The sequence below is a fragment of the Actinomadura violacea genome, from assembly GCF_017573465.1.
Classification (GTDB): Bacteria; Actinomycetota; Actinomycetes; order Streptosporangiales; family Streptosporangiaceae; genus Spirillospora; species Spirillospora violacea.
Window position 1 is genome coordinate 69,894 of sequence record NZ_JAGEPF010000030.1, and the last position, 16,803, is coordinate 86,696.

General features: G+C 73.1%; 17 protein-coding genes. 6 read left to right on the forward strand and 11 right to left on the reverse strand.

Annotated elements, in window-relative coordinates; all coding sequences use genetic code 11:
* Nucleotides 1-101: 101 nt before the first annotated feature.
* From J4709_RS40220 to abmR, 3 genes are all read right to left on the reverse strand, one after another.
* Nucleotides 102-998 carry an isoprenyl transferase gene (locus J4709_RS40220; protein WP_208249713.1) on the reverse strand — a complete coding sequence of 299 codons (897 nt, stop codon included), beginning with the start codon at nt 996-998 and terminating at the stop codon, nt 102-104.
* Nucleotides 999-1,092: 94 nt separating this feature from the next.
* On the reverse strand, nt 1,093-1,695 hold the full coding sequence (locus J4709_RS40225) for a hypothetical protein (protein ID WP_307801978.1): 603 nt from the start codon (nt 1,693-1,695) through the stop codon (nt 1,093-1,095).
* Between the two features lie 130 nt (nt 1,696-1,825).
* Nucleotides 1,826-2,347, reverse strand: coding sequence for an ATP-binding transcription factor AbmR (abmR, locus tag J4709_RS40230; RefSeq protein WP_208249715.1), 522 nt, complete (start codon nt 2,345-2,347; stop codon nt 1,826-1,828).
* A gap of 115 nt (nt 2,348-2,462) precedes the next feature.
* Here abmR and J4709_RS40235 point away from each other — a divergent pair, with 115 nt between their 5' ends.
* Entirely contained in the window at nt 2,463-3,995 is a 1,533-nt protein-coding gene (locus J4709_RS40235; protein ID WP_232384787.1) for an MFS transporter, read from the forward strand.
* Entirely contained in the window at nt 3,976-4,617 is a 642-nt protein-coding gene (locus tag J4709_RS40240; protein ID WP_208249722.1) for an acyl-CoA-like ligand-binding transcription factor, read from the forward strand. The genes J4709_RS40235 and J4709_RS40240 overlap by 20 nt, the downstream gene beginning before the upstream one ends.
* Nucleotides 4,618-4,784: 167 nt before the next feature.
* Here the strand turns inward: J4709_RS40240 and J4709_RS40245 are convergent, their stop codons facing one another.
* Nucleotides 4,785-5,969, reverse strand: a complete 1,185-nt coding sequence (locus J4709_RS40245) for a C40 family peptidase (RefSeq protein ID WP_208249723.1) — start codon at nt 5,967-5,969, stop codon at nt 4,785-4,787.
* 193 nt (nt 5,970-6,162) lie between these two features.
* Nucleotides 6,163-8,148, reverse strand: coding sequence for a thioredoxin domain-containing protein (locus J4709_RS40250; protein WP_208249725.1), 1,986 nt, complete (start codon nt 8,146-8,148; stop codon nt 6,163-6,165).
* A 202-nt stretch (nt 8,149-8,350) separates the two neighbouring features.
* Between J4709_RS40250 and J4709_RS40255 the strand changes: the two genes are divergently transcribed.
* Complete coding sequence (locus J4709_RS40255) at nt 8,351-9,250, forward strand: class I SAM-dependent methyltransferase (RefSeq protein WP_208249727.1); 900 nt, start codon at nt 8,351-8,353, stop codon at nt 9,248-9,250.
* Here J4709_RS40255 and J4709_RS40260 read toward each other — a convergent pair.
* Complete coding sequence (locus J4709_RS40260) at nt 9,247-10,605, reverse strand: dihydrolipoyl dehydrogenase family protein (protein ID WP_208249729.1); 1,359 nt, start codon at nt 10,603-10,605, stop codon at nt 9,247-9,249. The two genes, J4709_RS40255 and J4709_RS40260, sit on opposite strands and share 4 nt — an antisense overlap.
* A 31-nt stretch (nt 10,606-10,636) precedes the next feature.
* Entirely contained in the window at nt 10,637-11,590 is a 954-nt protein-coding gene (locus J4709_RS40265) for a ribonuclease Z (RefSeq protein ID WP_208249731.1), read from the reverse strand.
* Nucleotides 11,591-11,675: 85 nt separating this feature from the next.
* Between J4709_RS40265 and J4709_RS40270 the strand changes: the two genes are divergently transcribed.
* Nucleotides 11,676-12,152, forward strand: coding sequence for a pyridoxamine 5'-phosphate oxidase family protein (locus J4709_RS40270; protein ID WP_208249732.1), 477 nt, complete (start codon nt 11,676-11,678; stop codon nt 12,150-12,152).
* On the opposite strand, the gene J4709_RS40275 is transcribed toward J4709_RS40270, so the two are convergent.
* From J4709_RS40275 to mca, 4 genes are all read right to left on the reverse strand, one after another.
* Entirely contained in the window at nt 12,127-12,984 is an 858-nt protein-coding gene (locus tag J4709_RS40275) for a hypothetical protein (RefSeq protein WP_208249735.1), read from the reverse strand. The two genes, J4709_RS40270 and J4709_RS40275, sit on opposite strands and share 26 nt — an antisense overlap.
* Before the next feature lie 65 nt (nt 12,985-13,049).
* Nucleotides 13,050-14,351 (reverse strand): low temperature requirement protein A, encoded by a 1,302-nt coding sequence (locus J4709_RS40280; RefSeq protein ID WP_208249736.1) that lies wholly within the window; start codon nt 14,349-14,351, stop codon nt 13,050-13,052.
* A 27-nt stretch (nt 14,352-14,378) separates the two neighbouring features.
* Nucleotides 14,379-14,639, reverse strand: coding sequence for a hypothetical protein (locus tag J4709_RS40285; RefSeq protein WP_232384788.1), 261 nt, complete (start codon nt 14,637-14,639; stop codon nt 14,379-14,381).
* The gene (gene mca, locus J4709_RS40290; RefSeq protein ID WP_208249859.1) at nt 14,630-15,493 is read right to left on the reverse strand and encodes a mycothiol conjugate amidase Mca; all 864 of its coding nucleotides are present in this window, start codon (nt 15,491-15,493) and stop codon (nt 14,630-14,632) included. The genes J4709_RS40285 and mca overlap by 10 nt, the downstream gene beginning before the upstream one ends.
* A gap of 189 nt (nt 15,494-15,682) precedes the next feature.
* Here mca and J4709_RS40295 point away from each other — a divergent pair, with 189 nt between their 5' ends.
* Both J4709_RS40295 and greA read left to right on the forward strand, forming a co-directional pair.
* Complete coding sequence (locus J4709_RS40295) at nt 15,683-16,066, forward strand: DUF4307 domain-containing protein (protein WP_208249738.1); 384 nt, start codon at nt 15,683-15,685, stop codon at nt 16,064-16,066.
* Between the two features lie 201 nt (nt 16,067-16,267).
* The gene (greA, locus tag J4709_RS40300) at nt 16,268-16,765 is read left to right on the forward strand and encodes a transcription elongation factor GreA (RefSeq protein ID WP_208249740.1); all 498 of its coding nucleotides are present in this window, start codon (nt 16,268-16,270) and stop codon (nt 16,763-16,765) included.
* The last annotated feature ends 38 nt before the right edge of the window (nt 16,766-16,803 follow it).

The window sequence follows — 16,803 nt, forward strand, 5'->3', positions numbered from 1 at the left end:
ATGTACCGGTGGCGCGACAGTCCGCCCCCGTGCGGCCGGTGCCCCGTGACAAGGGGCGGCCTGGGGCGGTGGTCCCTGCGTTGGAGGCGTCAGGAAGACCGTCAGGTACCGTAGCGCCGGTGCCGCGCGGCGTAGGAACGCATGGCCCGCAGGAAGTCGACCTTGCGGAAGTCCGGCCAGTGGACCTCGCAGAAGTAGAACTCCGAGTGGGCGCTCTGCCAGAGCATGAAGCCGGACAGGCGCTGCTCCCCCGAGGTGCGGATGACCAGGTCCGGGTCCGGCTGGCCGCGCGTGTAGAGATGCTCGGCGATGTGCTCCACCTCGAGGACCTCGGCGAGTTCCTCGATGCTGGTGCCACGGCTCGCCTGCTCGATGAGCAGTGAGCGCACCGCATCAGCGATCTCACGCCTACCTCCATACCCAACGGCGACGTTCACAATCAGGCCGGGAGCGCCGGATGTCGCCTCACCCGCGTCTTTCAGGACGCGGGCGGTCTTATCGGGCAGGAGGTCGAGGGCGCCGACGGGCTTGACGTGCCACCCGTCGTCGGCGAGCTTGCGGACGGTGTTCTCGATGATCTCCAGCAGCGGGTCGAGCTGGTCCGCGGGGCGGTTCAGGTTGTCGGTGGACAGCAGCCACAGCGTGACGTGCTCCACCCCGGCCTCGGCGCTCCACTGCAGCAGCTCGGAGATCTTGTCGGCGCCGCGCTGATGCCCGTGGTTGACGTCGGCCAACCCCATCGACCTGGCCCAACGCCGGTTCCCGTCGAGGATGACCCCGACGTGGCGGGGGGTGATGTCGGTGGGCAGCGACGCCTCGACGCGGTGCTCGTACATGCGGTAGACGGCGTCGCGGACGGCCGCGTACGGCCCGCTGTGGCGGATCGCGTTGGTCAGCCGGGCACCGGCGGACGAGCCGCGGCGCGCCCCGCCGTCGCGGGCCCTGCCGCCCTTCGCGGTCTGCTCGCGCCGTGACGTCCCAGTACGCCGAACCCCCATGTGGGCATCCCTTCGAGCGATCCTCCCGGATGGGAACGGACGCTCAATTATGGCCCGACGGCGACACTTTTCCCGCCGTTCCGGTGATGTCAGGCTAGCGCGGGGGACGCGAGGTCCAGCCGCGCCGAGCCGTCCCGGCCGTGCGGGACGTCCCCGACATCCCGGGCGTTCCAGGCGCTCCGGCCCGGTCGGCGTCGGCGAGCACGGCGGCCAGGAACCGGGCGAGGTCGGCGGAGGTGAGCACGGCGCGCACGCCCCGCCCGCTCGCGCCCCACGCCTCGATCACGGCCCGGCGCGCCACCCGCCACCGCCCGGCGGCGGACCGGTGCCGCCCGACCCACATCGAGGACGTCCGCAGCGTGCAGCGCAGCTCGCCGGTGCTCATCACGTCGCCGCGGTCGCGGTAGCGGAAGGCGAACAGCTCGGGCTCGCGGGCGGCGGCGCCGTGCGGCGGGTCGGGGAAGCGGTCGTCGGGGTCGGGCCAGCGGGCCGCCTGCGGCGAGCCGTCGGCGCGGGCGGCCTCGACGCGGCGGGCGAGGTCGGCCAGGAAGTAGCCGCACCGCTCCCCCACGGCGCCGAAGGAGTCGCCGTCGCGGCGCAGCTCCAGGGTGACCTCGAACGGGGTTCCGCCGCGGTCCAGCGAGGCGATCGGGACGACGTCCAGCACCGAGCCGTCCAGGCAGCGCAGCGCCCTCACGCTCCGTCCCCCTCCCGGCGGCGTACCGGCGCGGCCGATCCGCGCTATCCCCGCACATTAGGCGAGGTCAGCACCATGATCACACCCCGTGGACGTCGTGATCGCGTAATGCTCGCCGGGACGGCCGGCCTCAGGGCTTCGGACCGGCGGCGCGGGCCCGCTCCACGTGCTCCAGGGCGCTGCGCAGCTCGCCGAGCCACTCGTCGGTGTTCTTGCCGACGAGCCGGACGCACCAGGCGAGCGCGTCGCTGCGGCTGCGGGCCACCCCGGCCTCGACGAGGGTGTCCAGGACGCGGCGCTCGGGCTGGCGGAGCCGGGTCATGACCGGCACGGACAGGGTCGTGAACATCTCCCGGCGGCCGCCGCACTCGACGCCCCAGGAGACCTTGTGGCCGAAGGCGTGCTCGGCCTCGCGCGCGATGGCGATGCGCTGGTCGCGGGTGTCGGCGCGGAACCGCTGGACGTGCCCGGCGACCAGCGCGTCGCGCTCGGTCTCGGAGGCGTCCTTCGCGGCCTGCGGCTCGGGCAGCCGGCCGACCACGCTGACCTCCTCGCGGTCGACGACGACCTCGGGCGCGCCCTCGAACCAGCCGTCGGGCAGCCGCCCGGCGAACCAGCCGCGCAGCCGGTCCGCCGCTTCGCTCGTATTCATGTAATCAAAATTACAACGCCTTCGGACGACCCACCAGCCCCCGGCGCGATTGACATCGACCATCTTTTGAGAGCTACTCTCATTTCATACAGACTCTCGTTTGGAGGTATGTCTCATGAAGGTGGGATACGAACGGCGCTGGTGGGGGCTCGGCGCCCTCGCGCTGTGCATGCTGGCGCTCGGCTTCGACATGACGATCCTCAACGTCGCGCTGACCACGCTCTCGGAGAAGCTGCACGCCGGCACCAGCGAGCTGCAGTGGATCGTCGACTCCTACCTGCTGGTGTTCGCCGCGCTGCTGCTCCCGGCCGGGCTGCTCGGCGACCGCCTCGGCCGCAAGCGCATGCTGCTCGCCGGGCTCGCGATCTTCGGCGCGGCCTCCCTCGCCGGCGCCCTGTCCGGCGGCACCGGCGGCGTCATCGCCGCGCGCGCCTTCATGGGCCTCGGCGCCGCGATCGTCACCCCGCTGTCCATGTCGATGCTCCCCGCGATCTTCCCCGCGGAGGAGCGCACCCGGGCCGTCGCGGTCTGGTCCTCGGCGACCGCCCTCGGCCTGCCGCTCGGCCCCCTCATCGGCGGCTGGCTGCTGGAGCACTACTCGTGGGGCTCGATCTTCCTGCTGAACGTGCCGATCGTCCTCGTCGGCGGCATCGCGCTCGCCCTGACCATGCCCGAGACCCGGGACCCGGCCGCCCCCAAGGCCGACGGCACCGGCTCCCTCCTGTCGATGGGCGGCCTCGTCGCCCTCGTCTACGGGGTCATCGAAGCCCCCGTGCGCGGCTGGGGCCACCCCGTCGTGCTCGGCGTCCTCGCCCTCGCCGCCGTCCTGCTCGCCGCGTTCGTGCTGTGGGAGCGCCGCGCCCCGCACCCGATGATGGACGTCCGGCTGTTCCGCGACGCCCGCTTCAGCTGGGCGATGGTCGCCGCCGTCACCGCGAACCTGCTCATGGGCGGGCTGCTGTTCGTGTTCCCGCAGTACCTGCAGGCCGTCCTCGGCAACGACGCGTTCGGCACCGGGCTGCGGCTCATCCCGATGCTGCTCGGCCTCATGGCGGGCGGCCTCACCACCGACCGGATCGTCCCGCGCACCGGCCACAAGCCCGTCATCGCCGCCGGCCTCGCCGTGCTCGCCGCCGGCCTCGGCTGGGGCGCCTTCACCGAGGCCGGCGACCCCTACGGCTCCATCGTCCCGTGGCTGCTGCTGGTCGGCCTCGGCTGCGGCCTGTCCCTCATCCCCGCGATGGACGCGCTGATGGCCGCGCTCCCCGCCGACCAGGCCGGCCGCGGGTCCGGGCTCGTCCAGACCCTCCGCCAGACCGGCGGCACCCTCGGCGTCGCCGGGCTCGGCAGCCTGCTGTCGGCCGTCTACCGGGACCGCGTCGCGACCGGCGGGCTGCCCGCCGCGGCGGCGGACGCCGCGCACGACTCGGTCGGCGGCGCCGTCGCGGCCGCCGCGAGGCTCCACGACGGCGCGCTGCTGGTGTCCGCCCGCGACGCCTACGTCCACGGCATGGACGCGGTCCTCGCCGCCTGCGCCGCCGGGTCGCTGGCCGTCGCCGTCCTCCTCCTCGCCTTCCAGCCCGGGCGGCGGCGTGCGGACGCCGCCGCCGATGAACCACAATCGACGCATGAGCACGTCGCACCCTGAGCACGCCCTCGACCGCCTGGAGGAACGGCTCGCCCGGCTGCCGCTGAGGGAGCGCAAGAAGCTGAGGACCCGGAGGGCGATCCAGGACCACGCCCTCCGGCTCTTCACCGAGCAGGGCTACGACCAGACCACCGTCGAGCAGATCGCCGCCGCCGCCGAGATCTCGCCGAGCACGTTCTTCCGCTACTTCCCCACCAAGGAAGACGTCGTCGTCACCGACGAGTACGACCCGATCATGGCGGAGATCTTCCGCGACCAGCCGCCGGAGCTCTCCACGATCGAGGCGCTGCGCGCGACGCTCCGCGAGATCCTGCCGCAGATGCTGGACGTGGACCTCGACGTGGTCAACACCCGGCTGCGGCTGACCGCCGAGGTCCCCGCGCTGCGCAGCCGCACCTTCGAGTCGATGCGCGAGGGCACCTCCGCGATGCTGAGCGAGGCCGTCGGCGCCCGGGTGGGCCGCCCGCCCGCCGACCGGGAGGTGCAGGCGTTCACCTGGGCCGTCATCGGCGTCATGCAGGCCGCGATGTACCAGTGGATCGACGGCAACGCCACCGCCCTCGACATGCCGGAGCTCATCGACCGCAACCTGGAGTTCCTCAGCCGCGGCTGCCCGCTTTAACGCCCGGTTCGAATCTCAGCCGCCGTCACGGGCAGGCACGCGGAGCGAGCCCTGGCGAGCGGAGCGGGCCTGCCCGCCGACGGAGGAGGCGTTTCGCGCGGAGCGCTAGCGGAGCGGGAAACGCCTCCTCCGTCGCAACGGGGGTTCCAGGGGGTCGCCCCCCTGGGTTAACCCGCTATGCGGGCGGCTGTTTGGGGGCTGACTCTGACGGCGCCCTTGAGGTTGCGGGTGTAGACGTTCTGGATCATCACGTCTAGGCCCGTGCGGGGTGCGACGACCATCTTGCCGTTGCCGATGTACAGGGCGATGTGGGAGATGTAGCCGGGCGCGGTCGGGTCGTTGGCCCAGATCAGCATGTCGCCGGGGACGGCCTTGCTGTAGGGGATGACCCAGCCGGCGCGGGCCTGGTCGGCGGCGACGCGCGGCAGGCGGATGCCGGCCCGCGCGAACGCGTACTGCATCAGCCCGGAGCAGTCGTAGCCGCCCTCGGCCTCGGACTCGCCGCCCCACACGTACGGCCAGCCGATCCGCGAGTACGCCGCCTTGATCACGGTCTGCACCTGGGTCGCGGTCATCACCTGGCCGTGCGAGGTGGGGGCGTTGCCCGAGCCGGCCTTCGGAAAGTCGAGCTGCGGGTTCACCGCGACGGCCTTGGCGTGCTTCGGCAGCACCTTCTTCAGCTTCTTGATGAAGGCGGCCGGCTTGGTCTTCGGGACGCTGATCAGCATCGCGTTGCCGGTCGGCATGCCGAGGCCCTGCGCGGTGGCGTGCGAGATGACGGCGTCGACGTCGCCGATGCCCATCGTGGCGTACGCGCCGACGCGCAGGTTCGACTGGTGCTGGTTGCCGCCGACGGGCACCTGGCTGCCGAGCTTGACGCCGCCGTCGCTGCCCATCGTGAAGGAGATGGCGACGTCGCCGGCGGCGACGTTGCGCCACAGCGGGTCGGACTGGGCGGTCGGCTTCGGCGTGTAGTTGCGGAACGTGGACGGGTCGACGCCCATCAGGCCGACGCGCTTGCCGGCGACCATGCCCTGCACGGCGTCGACGACCTCGACGCCCTTCACGCCCTTGGCGGCGCGGATCCTGGCGATGGTCGCGGCGGGCAGCGTGGCCGGGGCGGCGACGAGCACGTGCGGGGTGAGGCGCTTGCCGAGCGGCGCGACCGCGCTGGGCGAGAGGCCGGTGCTGCCGGACGCGGCGACGTAGCGGGCGCGCTTCTCCTGCGGGGAGGGCGCGGGATCGCCGCCGTCGTGGCCGCGGGCGATGAGGACCGCGGTGTTGGCGGCGAGCGTGGTCAGGACCGAAACGCCGATGATCGTCGGGAGGATCCGGCGGTTCGGCTTCCGCACTGCCACGCTCCTTTGAGGTCGGCCTTCCCGGCTCCCACGACTATGACCCAGAGGAGCGGCAACCGTCCAGATACCCGGCGCACCAGCGGGCACCCGTGCCCGCCGGGCCCCATCGGGTCAGCCCCGTCTCCGCTACCCATTGGTAACACCAAGCGGGAACGAGAGCAAGGTCACGGTGCCACAAAATGGACGGCTAATCCAATTGCCCACGTAGTTCGCGGGTCAGCTCGGCGGGCGTCGTGACGGGCAGCCGGCAGGTGAACATCCGGCACACGTACGCGGCGGGCGCGCCGTCCACCGGCTCGCGGCCCTCCAGCAGCGGGACGCCCTCCGTGCCGGGCTCGCCGACGCTCACCACAGCGCCGGGTGCGGGCGACATCAGCGCGGTGCGGTGCAGCGCGCGGGTCCGCTCGTCGTCGCGGCCGCCGATGATCGCGATCTCCACCGGCCCGGCCGCGTGCGCCTCGGCGACCGCGAGCCCCCAGCCGGCGAACCGGGCGTGCTGCTCGGCCAGCGGCCCGACCGGGCCGAGCGCCGCCTCCGCCGCCTGCCGGTGCCAGTCCGACCCGGTCAGCGCCGCGAACGACAGCAGCGCCCCGGCCGCCGCGAACTGCCCTGAAGGAGCGGCGTTGTCGGTCGGGTCCTGCGGGCGGCGGAACAGCCGCTCGGCGTCGTCGGCGGTGTCGTAGAAGCCGCCCGACCCGTCCGCGAACCGTTCGAGGACGGTGTTGAGCAGCTCGCCCGCCAGCCGCATGTGCGACGGGTCGCCGGTGACGCCGTGCAGGGCGAGCAGGCCCTCCGCGACGTCCGCGTAGTCCTCCAGGACGCCCGCGTTCCCGCCGGCGGCGCCGCCGCGCGAGGTCCGGGCGAGCCGCCCGTCCCGCTCGTGCACGCCGATCAGCAGCCGCGCGACGTCCTCGGCCGCGCGCACCAGGTCCGGGCGGTCGAACAGCGCCCCGCACTCGGCCAGCGCCGCGATCCCGAGGCCGTTCCACGCGGCGACGACCTTGTCGTCCCGCGCCGGGGGCACCCGGTGCGCGCGGGCCTCCAGCAGCAGCGTCCGGACGCGCTCGTACCGTTCGGCGTCGTCGGGGTCGCGCAGGAGCTGCAGCACCGACGTGCCGTGCTCGAACGTGCCCGTCACCGCGAACAGCCGCTCGGCGTACGCGCCGTCGTCCTCACCGAGCACCTCGCGCAGCTGCTCGGGCGTCCAGACGTAGTACTTGCCCTCGACGCCCTCGCTGTCGGCGTCCAGCGCCGACGCCAGGCCGCCTTCGGGCGTCCACAGGTCGCGCAGCATCCAGTCGCACGTCTCCAGCGCGACGCGCCGCGCGAACGGCGAACCGGTCAGCCGCCACCAGTGCGCGTACACGCGGGCCAGCAGCGCGTTGTCGTAGAGCATCTTCTCGAAGTGCGGGACGACCCACTGCGCGTCCACCGAGTACCGCGCGAAACCGCCGCCGAGCTGGTCGTACATGCCGCCGCGGGCCATCGCCTCGAGCGTGTGCCCGGCCATCGCCAGGGCCTCGGCGTCGCCCGTGCGGGCGTGGTGGCGCAGCAGGAACTCCAGTGCCATCGACGGCGGGAACTTCGGCGCCCCGCCGAACCCGCCGCGCGCCGCGTCGTAGGACTGCGCCAGCACCTTCACGGCGTGCGCGAGCCGCTCCGGGCCGGGCGCCTCGCCGCCCGCGAGGGCCGTCCCGCGCGAGGTCAGCGCGGCGACGACCTGCTGCCCCTGCCCGGCGACCTCGTCGCGCTGCTCCGTCCACGCCTTGCGGACGGCCTGCAGCAGCGCCTGGAACTGCGCCCGCGGGAAGTACGTTCCGCAGTAGAAGGGATGCCCGTCCGGCGTCATGAACACGGTCATCGGCCAGCCGCCCTGGCCGGTCATCGCCTGCGTGGCCTCCATGTAGACCGCGTCGATGTCGGGGCGTTCCTCCCGGTCCACCTTGACGTTCACGAACATCTCGTTCATGAGACGGGCGGTCTCGCCGTCCTCGAAGGACTGGTGCGCCATCACATGACACCAGTGACATGCCGCATATCCCACGGAGAGCAGCACCGGGACGTCCCGCCGGCGCGCCTCGGCGAACGCCTCGGCGCTCCACTCCCACCAGTCCACCGGGTTTCCGGCGTGCTGCAGGAGGTACGGGCTGGTGGCGTCCTTGAGCCGGTTCATGCCCCCGATCCTGCCCGATCCGGCGGCCGCTGCACGGACCGGGCCCGCCGCGTTTCGGCGGGCCGCCGCAGGCCACGACGGCCCCTATGATGACGTCCCCGACCACCGTGTCCGTCCGCGGACGGACAGTGACCTCGACACGCGCCAGGACTTCGACTCGTGCCCCCCGCTCCCGCACACGATGAAGTTTGGAGCTTCACCCATGACCGAGACCCGGCCCCCGCTCCCCGCCTCCCTCGACGACGTCGACGGCTGGTTCCCCAAGGTCGACCAGCGGCTGTTCACCTGGTTCCTGGACCGCCAGGAACGCCTCGGCCAGCCCGGCGACCTCGTCGAACTCGGCTCCTACCTCGGCAAGAGCGCCATTCTCATGGGGCGCCACCTGCACGACGGCGAGACCTTCACCGTCTGTGACCTGTTCGACTCGCAGGCCCCCGACGACTCCAACCAGGCCGAGATGGAGAAGTCGTACGCCACCCTGACCCGCACCGCCTTCGAGGCGAACTACGGCGCCTTCCACGACCGCCTGCCGGAGATCGTGCAGGCGCCGACGTCGGCGATCCTCGACCACGTCCGGCCCGAGACCTGCCGGTTCGTGCACGTCGACGCGTCCCACCTGTACGAGCACGTGCGGGGCGACATCCAGGCCGCGCACGTGATGCTGCCCGTCGAGGGCGTCATCGTCTGCGACGACTACCGCTCCGAGCACACGCCCGGCGTCTCCGCCGCCGTCTGGGAGGCGGTCGCCGTCGAGGGCCTGCACCCGGTCTGCGTCACCCCGCAGAAGTTCTACGGGACGTGGGGCGACGTGAAGCGGATCCAGGACGACCTGCTGGCCTGGCTCGGCGACCAGGACGACCTCTGGCACGAGGTGCAGCAGGTGGCCGGGCGCGGGCTGCTGCGCGTCAAGGGCCGGCCCGCCCCGAAGACCAAGAAGAGGAACGAGGTGCGCGACCTCAAGGAGCGCCTCGCCCGGGTCGAGGACCAGCGGGCCCGCGCGCAGCACGAGCTCGACTCGGTCCGGCACTCGCTGAGCTTCCGGGTCGGCCGCGCCGCCACCGCCCTGCCGAGGGCGATCCGCCGGGGCGGCCGGCGGCACTAGCCGTCCAGCGCCGCCAGCGCGGTCTCGATCGCGCGGTGGAAGGTGGGATAGGCGTAGATCATCTCGCGGAGGGCGCCGGTGGGGGCCTCGGTGTGCACGGCGACGGCCAGCGCGCCGAGGACCTCCCCGCCGGCCGGCCCGGCCGCGGTCGCGCCGACCAGCACGCCCCACTCCGTGCTCTCCACGAGCTTGATGAAGCCGTCGTTGCCGACCTTCTGGATCCAGCCGCGCGTCGACTCCGGAATCGGCGCGAGGCCGGTGCGGACCGGCAGGTTCTGGTCGCGGGCCTGCGCCTCGGTGAGCCCCACCGAGCCGATCTCGGGGTCGGTGAACGTCACCCGCGGGACGGCCCGGTAGGCGGCCTGCGGCCCCTCCTCGCCGAGGATGTCGCGGACCGCGACGGACGCCTGGTACATCGACACGTGCGTGAACGCGCCCTTGCCGGTGATGTCGCCGATCGCCCACAGCCCGTCGGCGGCGCGCATGTGGCCGTCCACGTCGACCTGCCGCGCGTTCTCGTCCAGGCCGACGGCGTCCAGGCCGAGGCCCTTCAGGTTGGGGCGGCGGCCCGTCGCGACGAGCAGCCGGTCGGCGGTCAGGGTCTCCTCGCCGAGGTGCAGGTTGAACTGCCCGTTGGCGTACGAGGCGGAGTTGACCTTCGCGTCCGTCCGCACGCCGATGCCCTCGCGCTCGAACACCTTGCGCAGCAGCTCGCTCGACTCCGGCTCCTCGTTCACCACCAGCCGGCCGGCGGCCTCGACGACCGTCACCCGGCTGTCGAAGCGGGAGAAGACCTGCGCCATCTCCACGCCGACGACGCCGCCGCCGAGCACGAGCAGCGACTCGGGCACCTCGGTGGCCTGCACGGCCTCCCGGTTCGTCCAGAACGGGACGTCGGCGAGCCCGTCGACCGGCGGCGCGGACGGCGAGGTGCCGGTGTTCAGCAGGATGCCGCGGCGGGCCCGGAAGACCCGGTCGCCGACCGCCACCTCGCGCGGCCCGGTGATGCGGCCCTCGCCGCGCACCAGTTGCGCGCCCTTCCCGGTGAGCCGGTCGGCGGCGGCCGTGTCGGTCCACGAGTCGGTCGCCTCGTCGCAGATCCGGGCGGCGACCGGAGCCCAGTCGGGCCGGATGATCGAGTCGCCCGCCATCCCGGGGATGCGGGTGCCGTCGGCGATCAGTCCCGCGGCGCGCACCATCATCTTCGTCGGGACGCACGCGTAGTACGGGCACTCCCCGCCGACCAGCCGGGACTCCACGGCCGCCACGGACAGCCCCGCCTCGGCCAGCCGGCCCGCCGCGTCCTCCCCGCCGGGCCCGAGACCGATGACGACGACATCGACTTCTTCAGCCATGCCCGGAGTACTGCCCAGGTTGGGCGGGGTCTCACTGTGGCGGGCGAGGTTTTGCGGCCCGCCGGGGCGGCAGCGGGATCCGGTCCAGGTCGTGGACGAGGGTGACCTCGCCGCCGAACTCGGCGGCCGCCTCGTCCGCGAACCGGTGCTCGTCGTCGGCCCGGTAGCGCTCGGAGAAGTGGGTGAGGACGAGGTGCCGCGCGCCGGCGTCCGCCGCGATCCGGCCCGCCTGCCCCGCCGTGAGGTGCCCGAACCGCGCGGCGAGCGGGGAGTCCTCGTCGAGGAACGTCGACTCGATCACCAGCATGTCGACGCCGTCCGCGAGGTCGCGCACGCCCTCGCAGCGGCGGGTGTCCATGATGAACGCGACCTTCTGCCCGGGGCGCGGCGTGCTGCACTCGTCCAGGGTGACGGTCCCGCCGTCCGGCATGGTCACCCGGCCGCGCTCCTGGAGTTCGCGGACGAGCGGCCCCCGTACGCCGTTCGCGGCGAGCCGCTCGGGCAGCATCGTGATGCCGTCGGGCTCCTCGACCCGGTACCCGTAGGCCTCGACCGGGTGCGACAGCCGCCGCGCGACCAGCGAGAACGGCGCGCCCTCCAGGTCGAGGGCGGTCCGGTCGCCCGACACCGGCCACTCCCGGATCACCTCGGTGTCGTGGAACGCCGACGCGTGCCGCAGCCGCTCCCAGTACTGCGCGCCGCTCGCCGGGAACACCGCGTTCACCGGGTGCTCGACGCCGTCGCGCGCGATCCGCTGGACGATGCCGGGCACGCCGAGGCAGTGGTCGCCGTGGAAGTGCGTGACGCAGATCCACGTCACGTCGTGCGCGGCGACCCCGGCGTGCGCCATCTGCCGCTGCGTCCCCTCGCCCGGGTCGAACAGCACGCCCTGCCCGTCCCAGCGCAGCAGGTAGCCGTTGTGGTTGCGGGCCTTGGTGGGGACCGCGCTGGCGGAGCCCAGGACGATCAGATCGCGTACCGACATGCCCCCATGGTGCCGGGTGCGGGGGCATGCAAGCGCTTGGTTATTCTGACCGCGTCCTGGACCGATGCGAGCAAGGGAGAGCCGCGTGGCCGGAAGCAAGCGCGACAAGATCAAGATGACCGCCGACGAGACCGCCGCCTACCTCGCCGGCAACTTCAAGGTCCAGGTCGCCACCATCGGCAAGGACGGCGAGCCGCACCTCGTCACCATGTTCTACGCGCTGCTCGACGGGAAGATCGCGTTCACCACCTACCACTCGTCGCAGAAGGTCGTGAACCTGCGCCGCAACCCGACGATGACCTGCCTCGTCGAGGACGGCGTCGAGTACAACGAGCTGCGCGGCGTCGCCCTCTACGGCCGCGGCCTCGTCATCGAGGACCGCGACGAGCTGCACAAGGTCGGCTACGTCGTCGGCTCCCGCATGGCCGGGCTGCCCGTCCCCGAGATCGGCGAGCCCATCGACCCCGGCATGGCCGCCGGCATCGAGCAGGCGATGTCCAAGCGCGTCCTCATCGTCATGGACCCCGACACCATCGTCAGCTGGGACCACTCGAAGGCGTGATCCCGTCCCGGCGGCGCGCCGCCGCCTCAGCCTTGCCGGTGGGGACGGAGTCGTAGAGCGCGATGGCGCGGTCGAGGGCGGCGCCCTCGGCCGCGGCGTCGCCGCGCCGGCGCGCCGCGTCCGCGAGGTGCACGAACGTGTCGCCCTCCCGCTCGGGCGACTCCTGCGCCCGGACGATCTCCAGCGCCTGGCCGAAGAAGTTGGTCGCCGCGACGGGGCGCCCGGCGCGCAGGTACGCCTCGCCGAGCGTGGTGAGCGCGCGGGCGCGGTCCGGGTCGTCGGAGAGCGCGGCGAACTCGTCCGGCAGCGGGCCGAGCAGCCCGATCGCGCGGTCGAGGGCGCCCGACTCCAGCAGCGCCCGGGCCAGGTTGTGCCGCGCGAGCAGCACCGTGCGGCGGTCGCCGTCCCGCTCGGCAAGCCGCAGGCCCTCCTCCAGCGCCTCGACGGCCTCCGCCCACCGCTCCCGGTGCAGCAGCGCCAGGCCCTCGGCCTCGAGCTCCGCCTCGCCCGCGGCGGCGCCGGCGAGGTAGTGGTCCAGGACGCGCCGCAGCGCCGCGTCCCGCTCCTCCTCGCCGTCCTCGCGGGCGGCCCATTCGCGCGCGTAGTCGCGGACGGGCCCGGGCAGCCGGTACCGGCCGCCGCCCGCGTCGGCGACGAGGCCCCGGCCGGCGAGCGTGCCGAGCAGGTCGCGGGCGGCGGACGCGGGGACGTCCGCGACGGCGGCGGCCGCACCGGCGTCGAAGTCGTCGCCGGGCTGCAGGCCCAGCAGCCGGAGCAGCCGGGCCGCGTCCGGCGGGAGCGACCGGTAGGAGTCCTCGAATGGCGCGCGCACGTCGGGGTCCTTTCCCGGCGCGGCGGCCCGCAACCGGTCGGGCCGGCGCCGGGGCATCCCGAGGCTCAGCGCCCGGCGGGCTCGGCGGCCTCCGGCGGCCCGGCGGGCTCGCCGAACGGGACCGAGGCGGACGGCATCGCCGGCACGCCGAGGACGCGGCCGCGCCGCCGGTAGGCGCGCACGTCCCACAGCGCCAGCGCGGCCACCGCGATCGTCGCGCAGACGTGCAGGGTCAGCGGGTTCAGCGCGAACGAGATCGCCGCGAGGCCCGCGAGCGCGACCAGCGTGGCGAGCCGGGCCCGCGTGAAGTCGCCGAACACGGCCCGCTTGAACAGGGCGTGCCCGAACACGAACAGGGCCGGGCCGCCGGTCGCGACGGCGGCGAACCCGGCGGTCATGTGCCCGCCGGGGTGCGCCATCACCATCTCGTCCGCGACGGCGCCGACGATGATGCCCGCGACCATCACGATGTGGATGAAGGTGTAGGCGGAGCGGCCGAGCCGCCCCGGGTCCGCGGATGCGGCGATCCGCTCGCCGGCCTTCTCCGCCGTGTGGTCGAAGTAGATCCACCAGAGCGCGACGGCGCCGGCGAACGCCGACACGAACCCGGCGGCGACCGCCGCGCGAGGCGTGTGACCGCCCAGCGTCGTGCCGGTGACCAGCAGCGACTCGCCGAGCGCGATGATGACGAACAGCTGGCAGCGCTCCGCCATGTGGCCGCCGTCGATCGTCCAGTCGGCGGTGCTGGAGCGGCCCAGCAGCGGCGTCGCGTACCCGTGCCACGGCGCGAGGTACTCCAGCGCGACGGCCGGCAGCCACAGGCCCGCGCGGACGTCCGCGGCGTCCACGAGCGCGCCGCCGATCCACAGCGCGGCCGACACCGCCTGCCAGAACAGCACCCGCTGGAAGTTGCGGCCGAGCTCGTGCGCCCAGGTCGCGGCGACGACGAAGACCGTCCGGCCCACCTGGAGGATCACGTAGGCGGCCGCGAACCACACCCCGTCGCGGCCGAACGCGCCCGGCAGCATGGCCGCCATGAACAGCCCGGCGACCATCACGCCGACCAGCATCAGCCGGATCGCCGGATGGTCGGGGTCGAACCAGTTGGTGGTCCAGCACGTGTACATCCACGCCCACCAGACCGCGAGCAGGAGCAGCAGCGTCTCGCCGGCGCCCCGGACGGTCAGGTGCTCCAGCAGCCGGTGCGACAGCTGGGTCACCGCGAACACGAAGACCAGGTCGAAGAAGAGCTCGAAGAAGGTGACCCGCGCCGCGCCGGTGCGCGGCCGCAGCAGGGCGTCCGCCCTGGACGGCCGGGCTCCGGGCACGGCGGGACCGGCGGCGTGCCCGGGGTGCGCGTCGCTCATGGGGGGATGACCGGCCGGTGCGCCGCGCTAGGCGGTGCCGGCGGACTCCTCGCCCGCCTTGCGGTCGGCGGCCGCGGCGGCCTTGGCCGCCTGCGCCCGCTCCCAGTCCTGCTGCTTGAGGTCGGCCTCCCGGGGCGCCTGGATCTTCTTCATCTGCTTGTTCATCGAGCGGACGAGGAACACCAGCGCGACCAGCAACGCCAGGAACACCGCGAAGCCGAGGAGGCCGGGGCTGACCGTGTCGTTGTTGAGCGGAATGGCGTGGGCGAGCGGAAGCACTACAGACACACCTTCTCCCGGATGCCGGCGAACAGGTCGCCCTCCGGCAACTCGGTGTCGACCAGGGACCTGGCCAAATGGTAGTCCTCGGTCGGCCATGCCTCGCGCTGGACGTCCAGCGGGACGCGGAACCAGAACCCGTTCGGGTCGATCTGGGTCGCGTGCGCGAGCAGCGCGGCGTCACGGGTCTCGAAGTGGTCCGCGCACGGCACCCGGGTCGTGACCTCCCACTTCGCGCGCTTCTCCTTCTCCTGCTCGAAGCGCTCGATCCAGTCGTGGTAGGGCGACTCCAGGCCCGCCTTCTCCATCGCGGTGTGCAGCGCGAGGATGCGGTCCTTGCTGAACGTCATGTGGTAGTAGAGCTTCAGCGGCTGCCACGGCTCGCCCGAGTCCGGGTAGCGCTCCGGGTCGCCGGCGGCCTCGAACGCCTCCACCGACACCTCGTGGCACTTCACGTGGTCGGGGTGCGGGTAGCCGCCCTTCTCGTCGTAGGTCAGCATCACGTGCGGGCGGAACTCGCGGACGGCGCGCACCAGCGGCTCGCTCGCGGTCTCCAGCGGCTCCAGCGCGAAGCAGCCCTCCGGCAGCGGCGGCAGCGGGTCGCCCTCGGGGAAGCCGGAGTCGACGAAGCCGAGCCAGCGCTGCCCGACGCCGAGGATCTCCCGGGCGCGCGCCATCTCCGCCTCGCGCACCTTGCCGATGTCGGCCTTGACCTCGGGGCGGTCCATCGCCGGGTTGAGGATGTCGCCGCGCTCCCCGCCGGTGCAGGTGACGACCAGGACCTCCACGCCTTCCGCGACGTACCTGGCCATCGTGGCCGCGCCCTTGCTGGACTCGTCGTCGGGGTGCGCGTGCACCGCCATCAGGCGCAGCGGCTCGGCACCCCCGTCCGGCCCGGCGCACGTCGTATCGTCGATGACCTCGGACACCTGGGGTTCTCCCTCTCAGCGAGCGGTTCGTGGCGTGAAAACGGACCCCGGTACGGAGCACCCGCGCCTACAGACGAGAATTGTCCCTGACAACGTCCGCACACCGCACGGAGATTCCCCGCGATGACAACGAGCGTGTCGGCGCCCGAGGCGCCCGCCGAGCCCAAGCGGGGCCGGCTCGGCCTGGTGATCATCGGGATCGTCTGCGCGGTGGCGGCGGGCGGCTTCGGGTTCATCGCCGCGCACGTGGGGCAGACTCCCGGCATCGACGCGCAGCTGATCACCTACGACGCGGGCCCGTCCTCCATCGAGGTGAACTTCTCCGTCGCCAAGCCGAAGGGGGACGTGGTGCACTGCACGCTGCAGGCCCTCGACGCGGACATGACCGTGATCGCCAAGCGGGACGTCACGGTCCCGGCCGGCACGGCGAAGGCGGGCATGACGGAGACGCTGCCGACGCCGGGCAAGGCGACCAGCGCCCAGCTGCAGGGGTGCCGCAAGGCGTGACGCCGCGGCGGCCGGACGGTTGGCCCGGTTCGTCCGTTCGGCGAGTGAAACCCGGTTGGCCGGTTGCGCACGCCGAGTTCAGGGAACCTTTACCCGCACACACCGGATAGGCTAGAGGTTTCACCCGGCCGCACTTCATGTCGATGTGGCGCCCGCCCGGGAGGGCCGGCGAGGATCGCAACATGTGGATGAGGAGTACCCGTGACCGAGACCCGCGCTGACAACGTCACCTGGCTGACCCAGGAGGCGTACGACCGGCTCAAGTCCGAGCTGGACCACCTGTCGGGCCCGGGCCGCATCGAGATCGCTCAGAAGATCGAGGCGGCGCGGGAGGAAGGCGACCTGCGCGAGAACGGCGGCTACCACGCGGCCAAGGAGGAGCAGGGCAAGATCGAGGGCCGGATCCTCCAGCTCCAGGGCATCCTGGAGAACGCCCGCGTGGGCGAGGCGCCGCGCACCGAGGGCGTCGTCGGCCCGGGCATGACCGTCACGGTCGTCTTCGAGGGCGACGACGAGGAGGTCACGTTCCTGCTGGCCTCCCGCGAGGAGGTCGGCGCCCCCATCGACGTCTACTCGCCGAAGTCGCCGCTCGGCGCGGCGATCAACGGCAAGAAGGTCGGCGACAAGGCCACCTACTCGCTGCCCAACGGGCGCAGCATGACCGTCGAGATCCTCGACGCCACCCCCTACGGCGGCTGACCGCCGCCGCGACCGCCGCTCCCCCCGAGCGGCGTCAC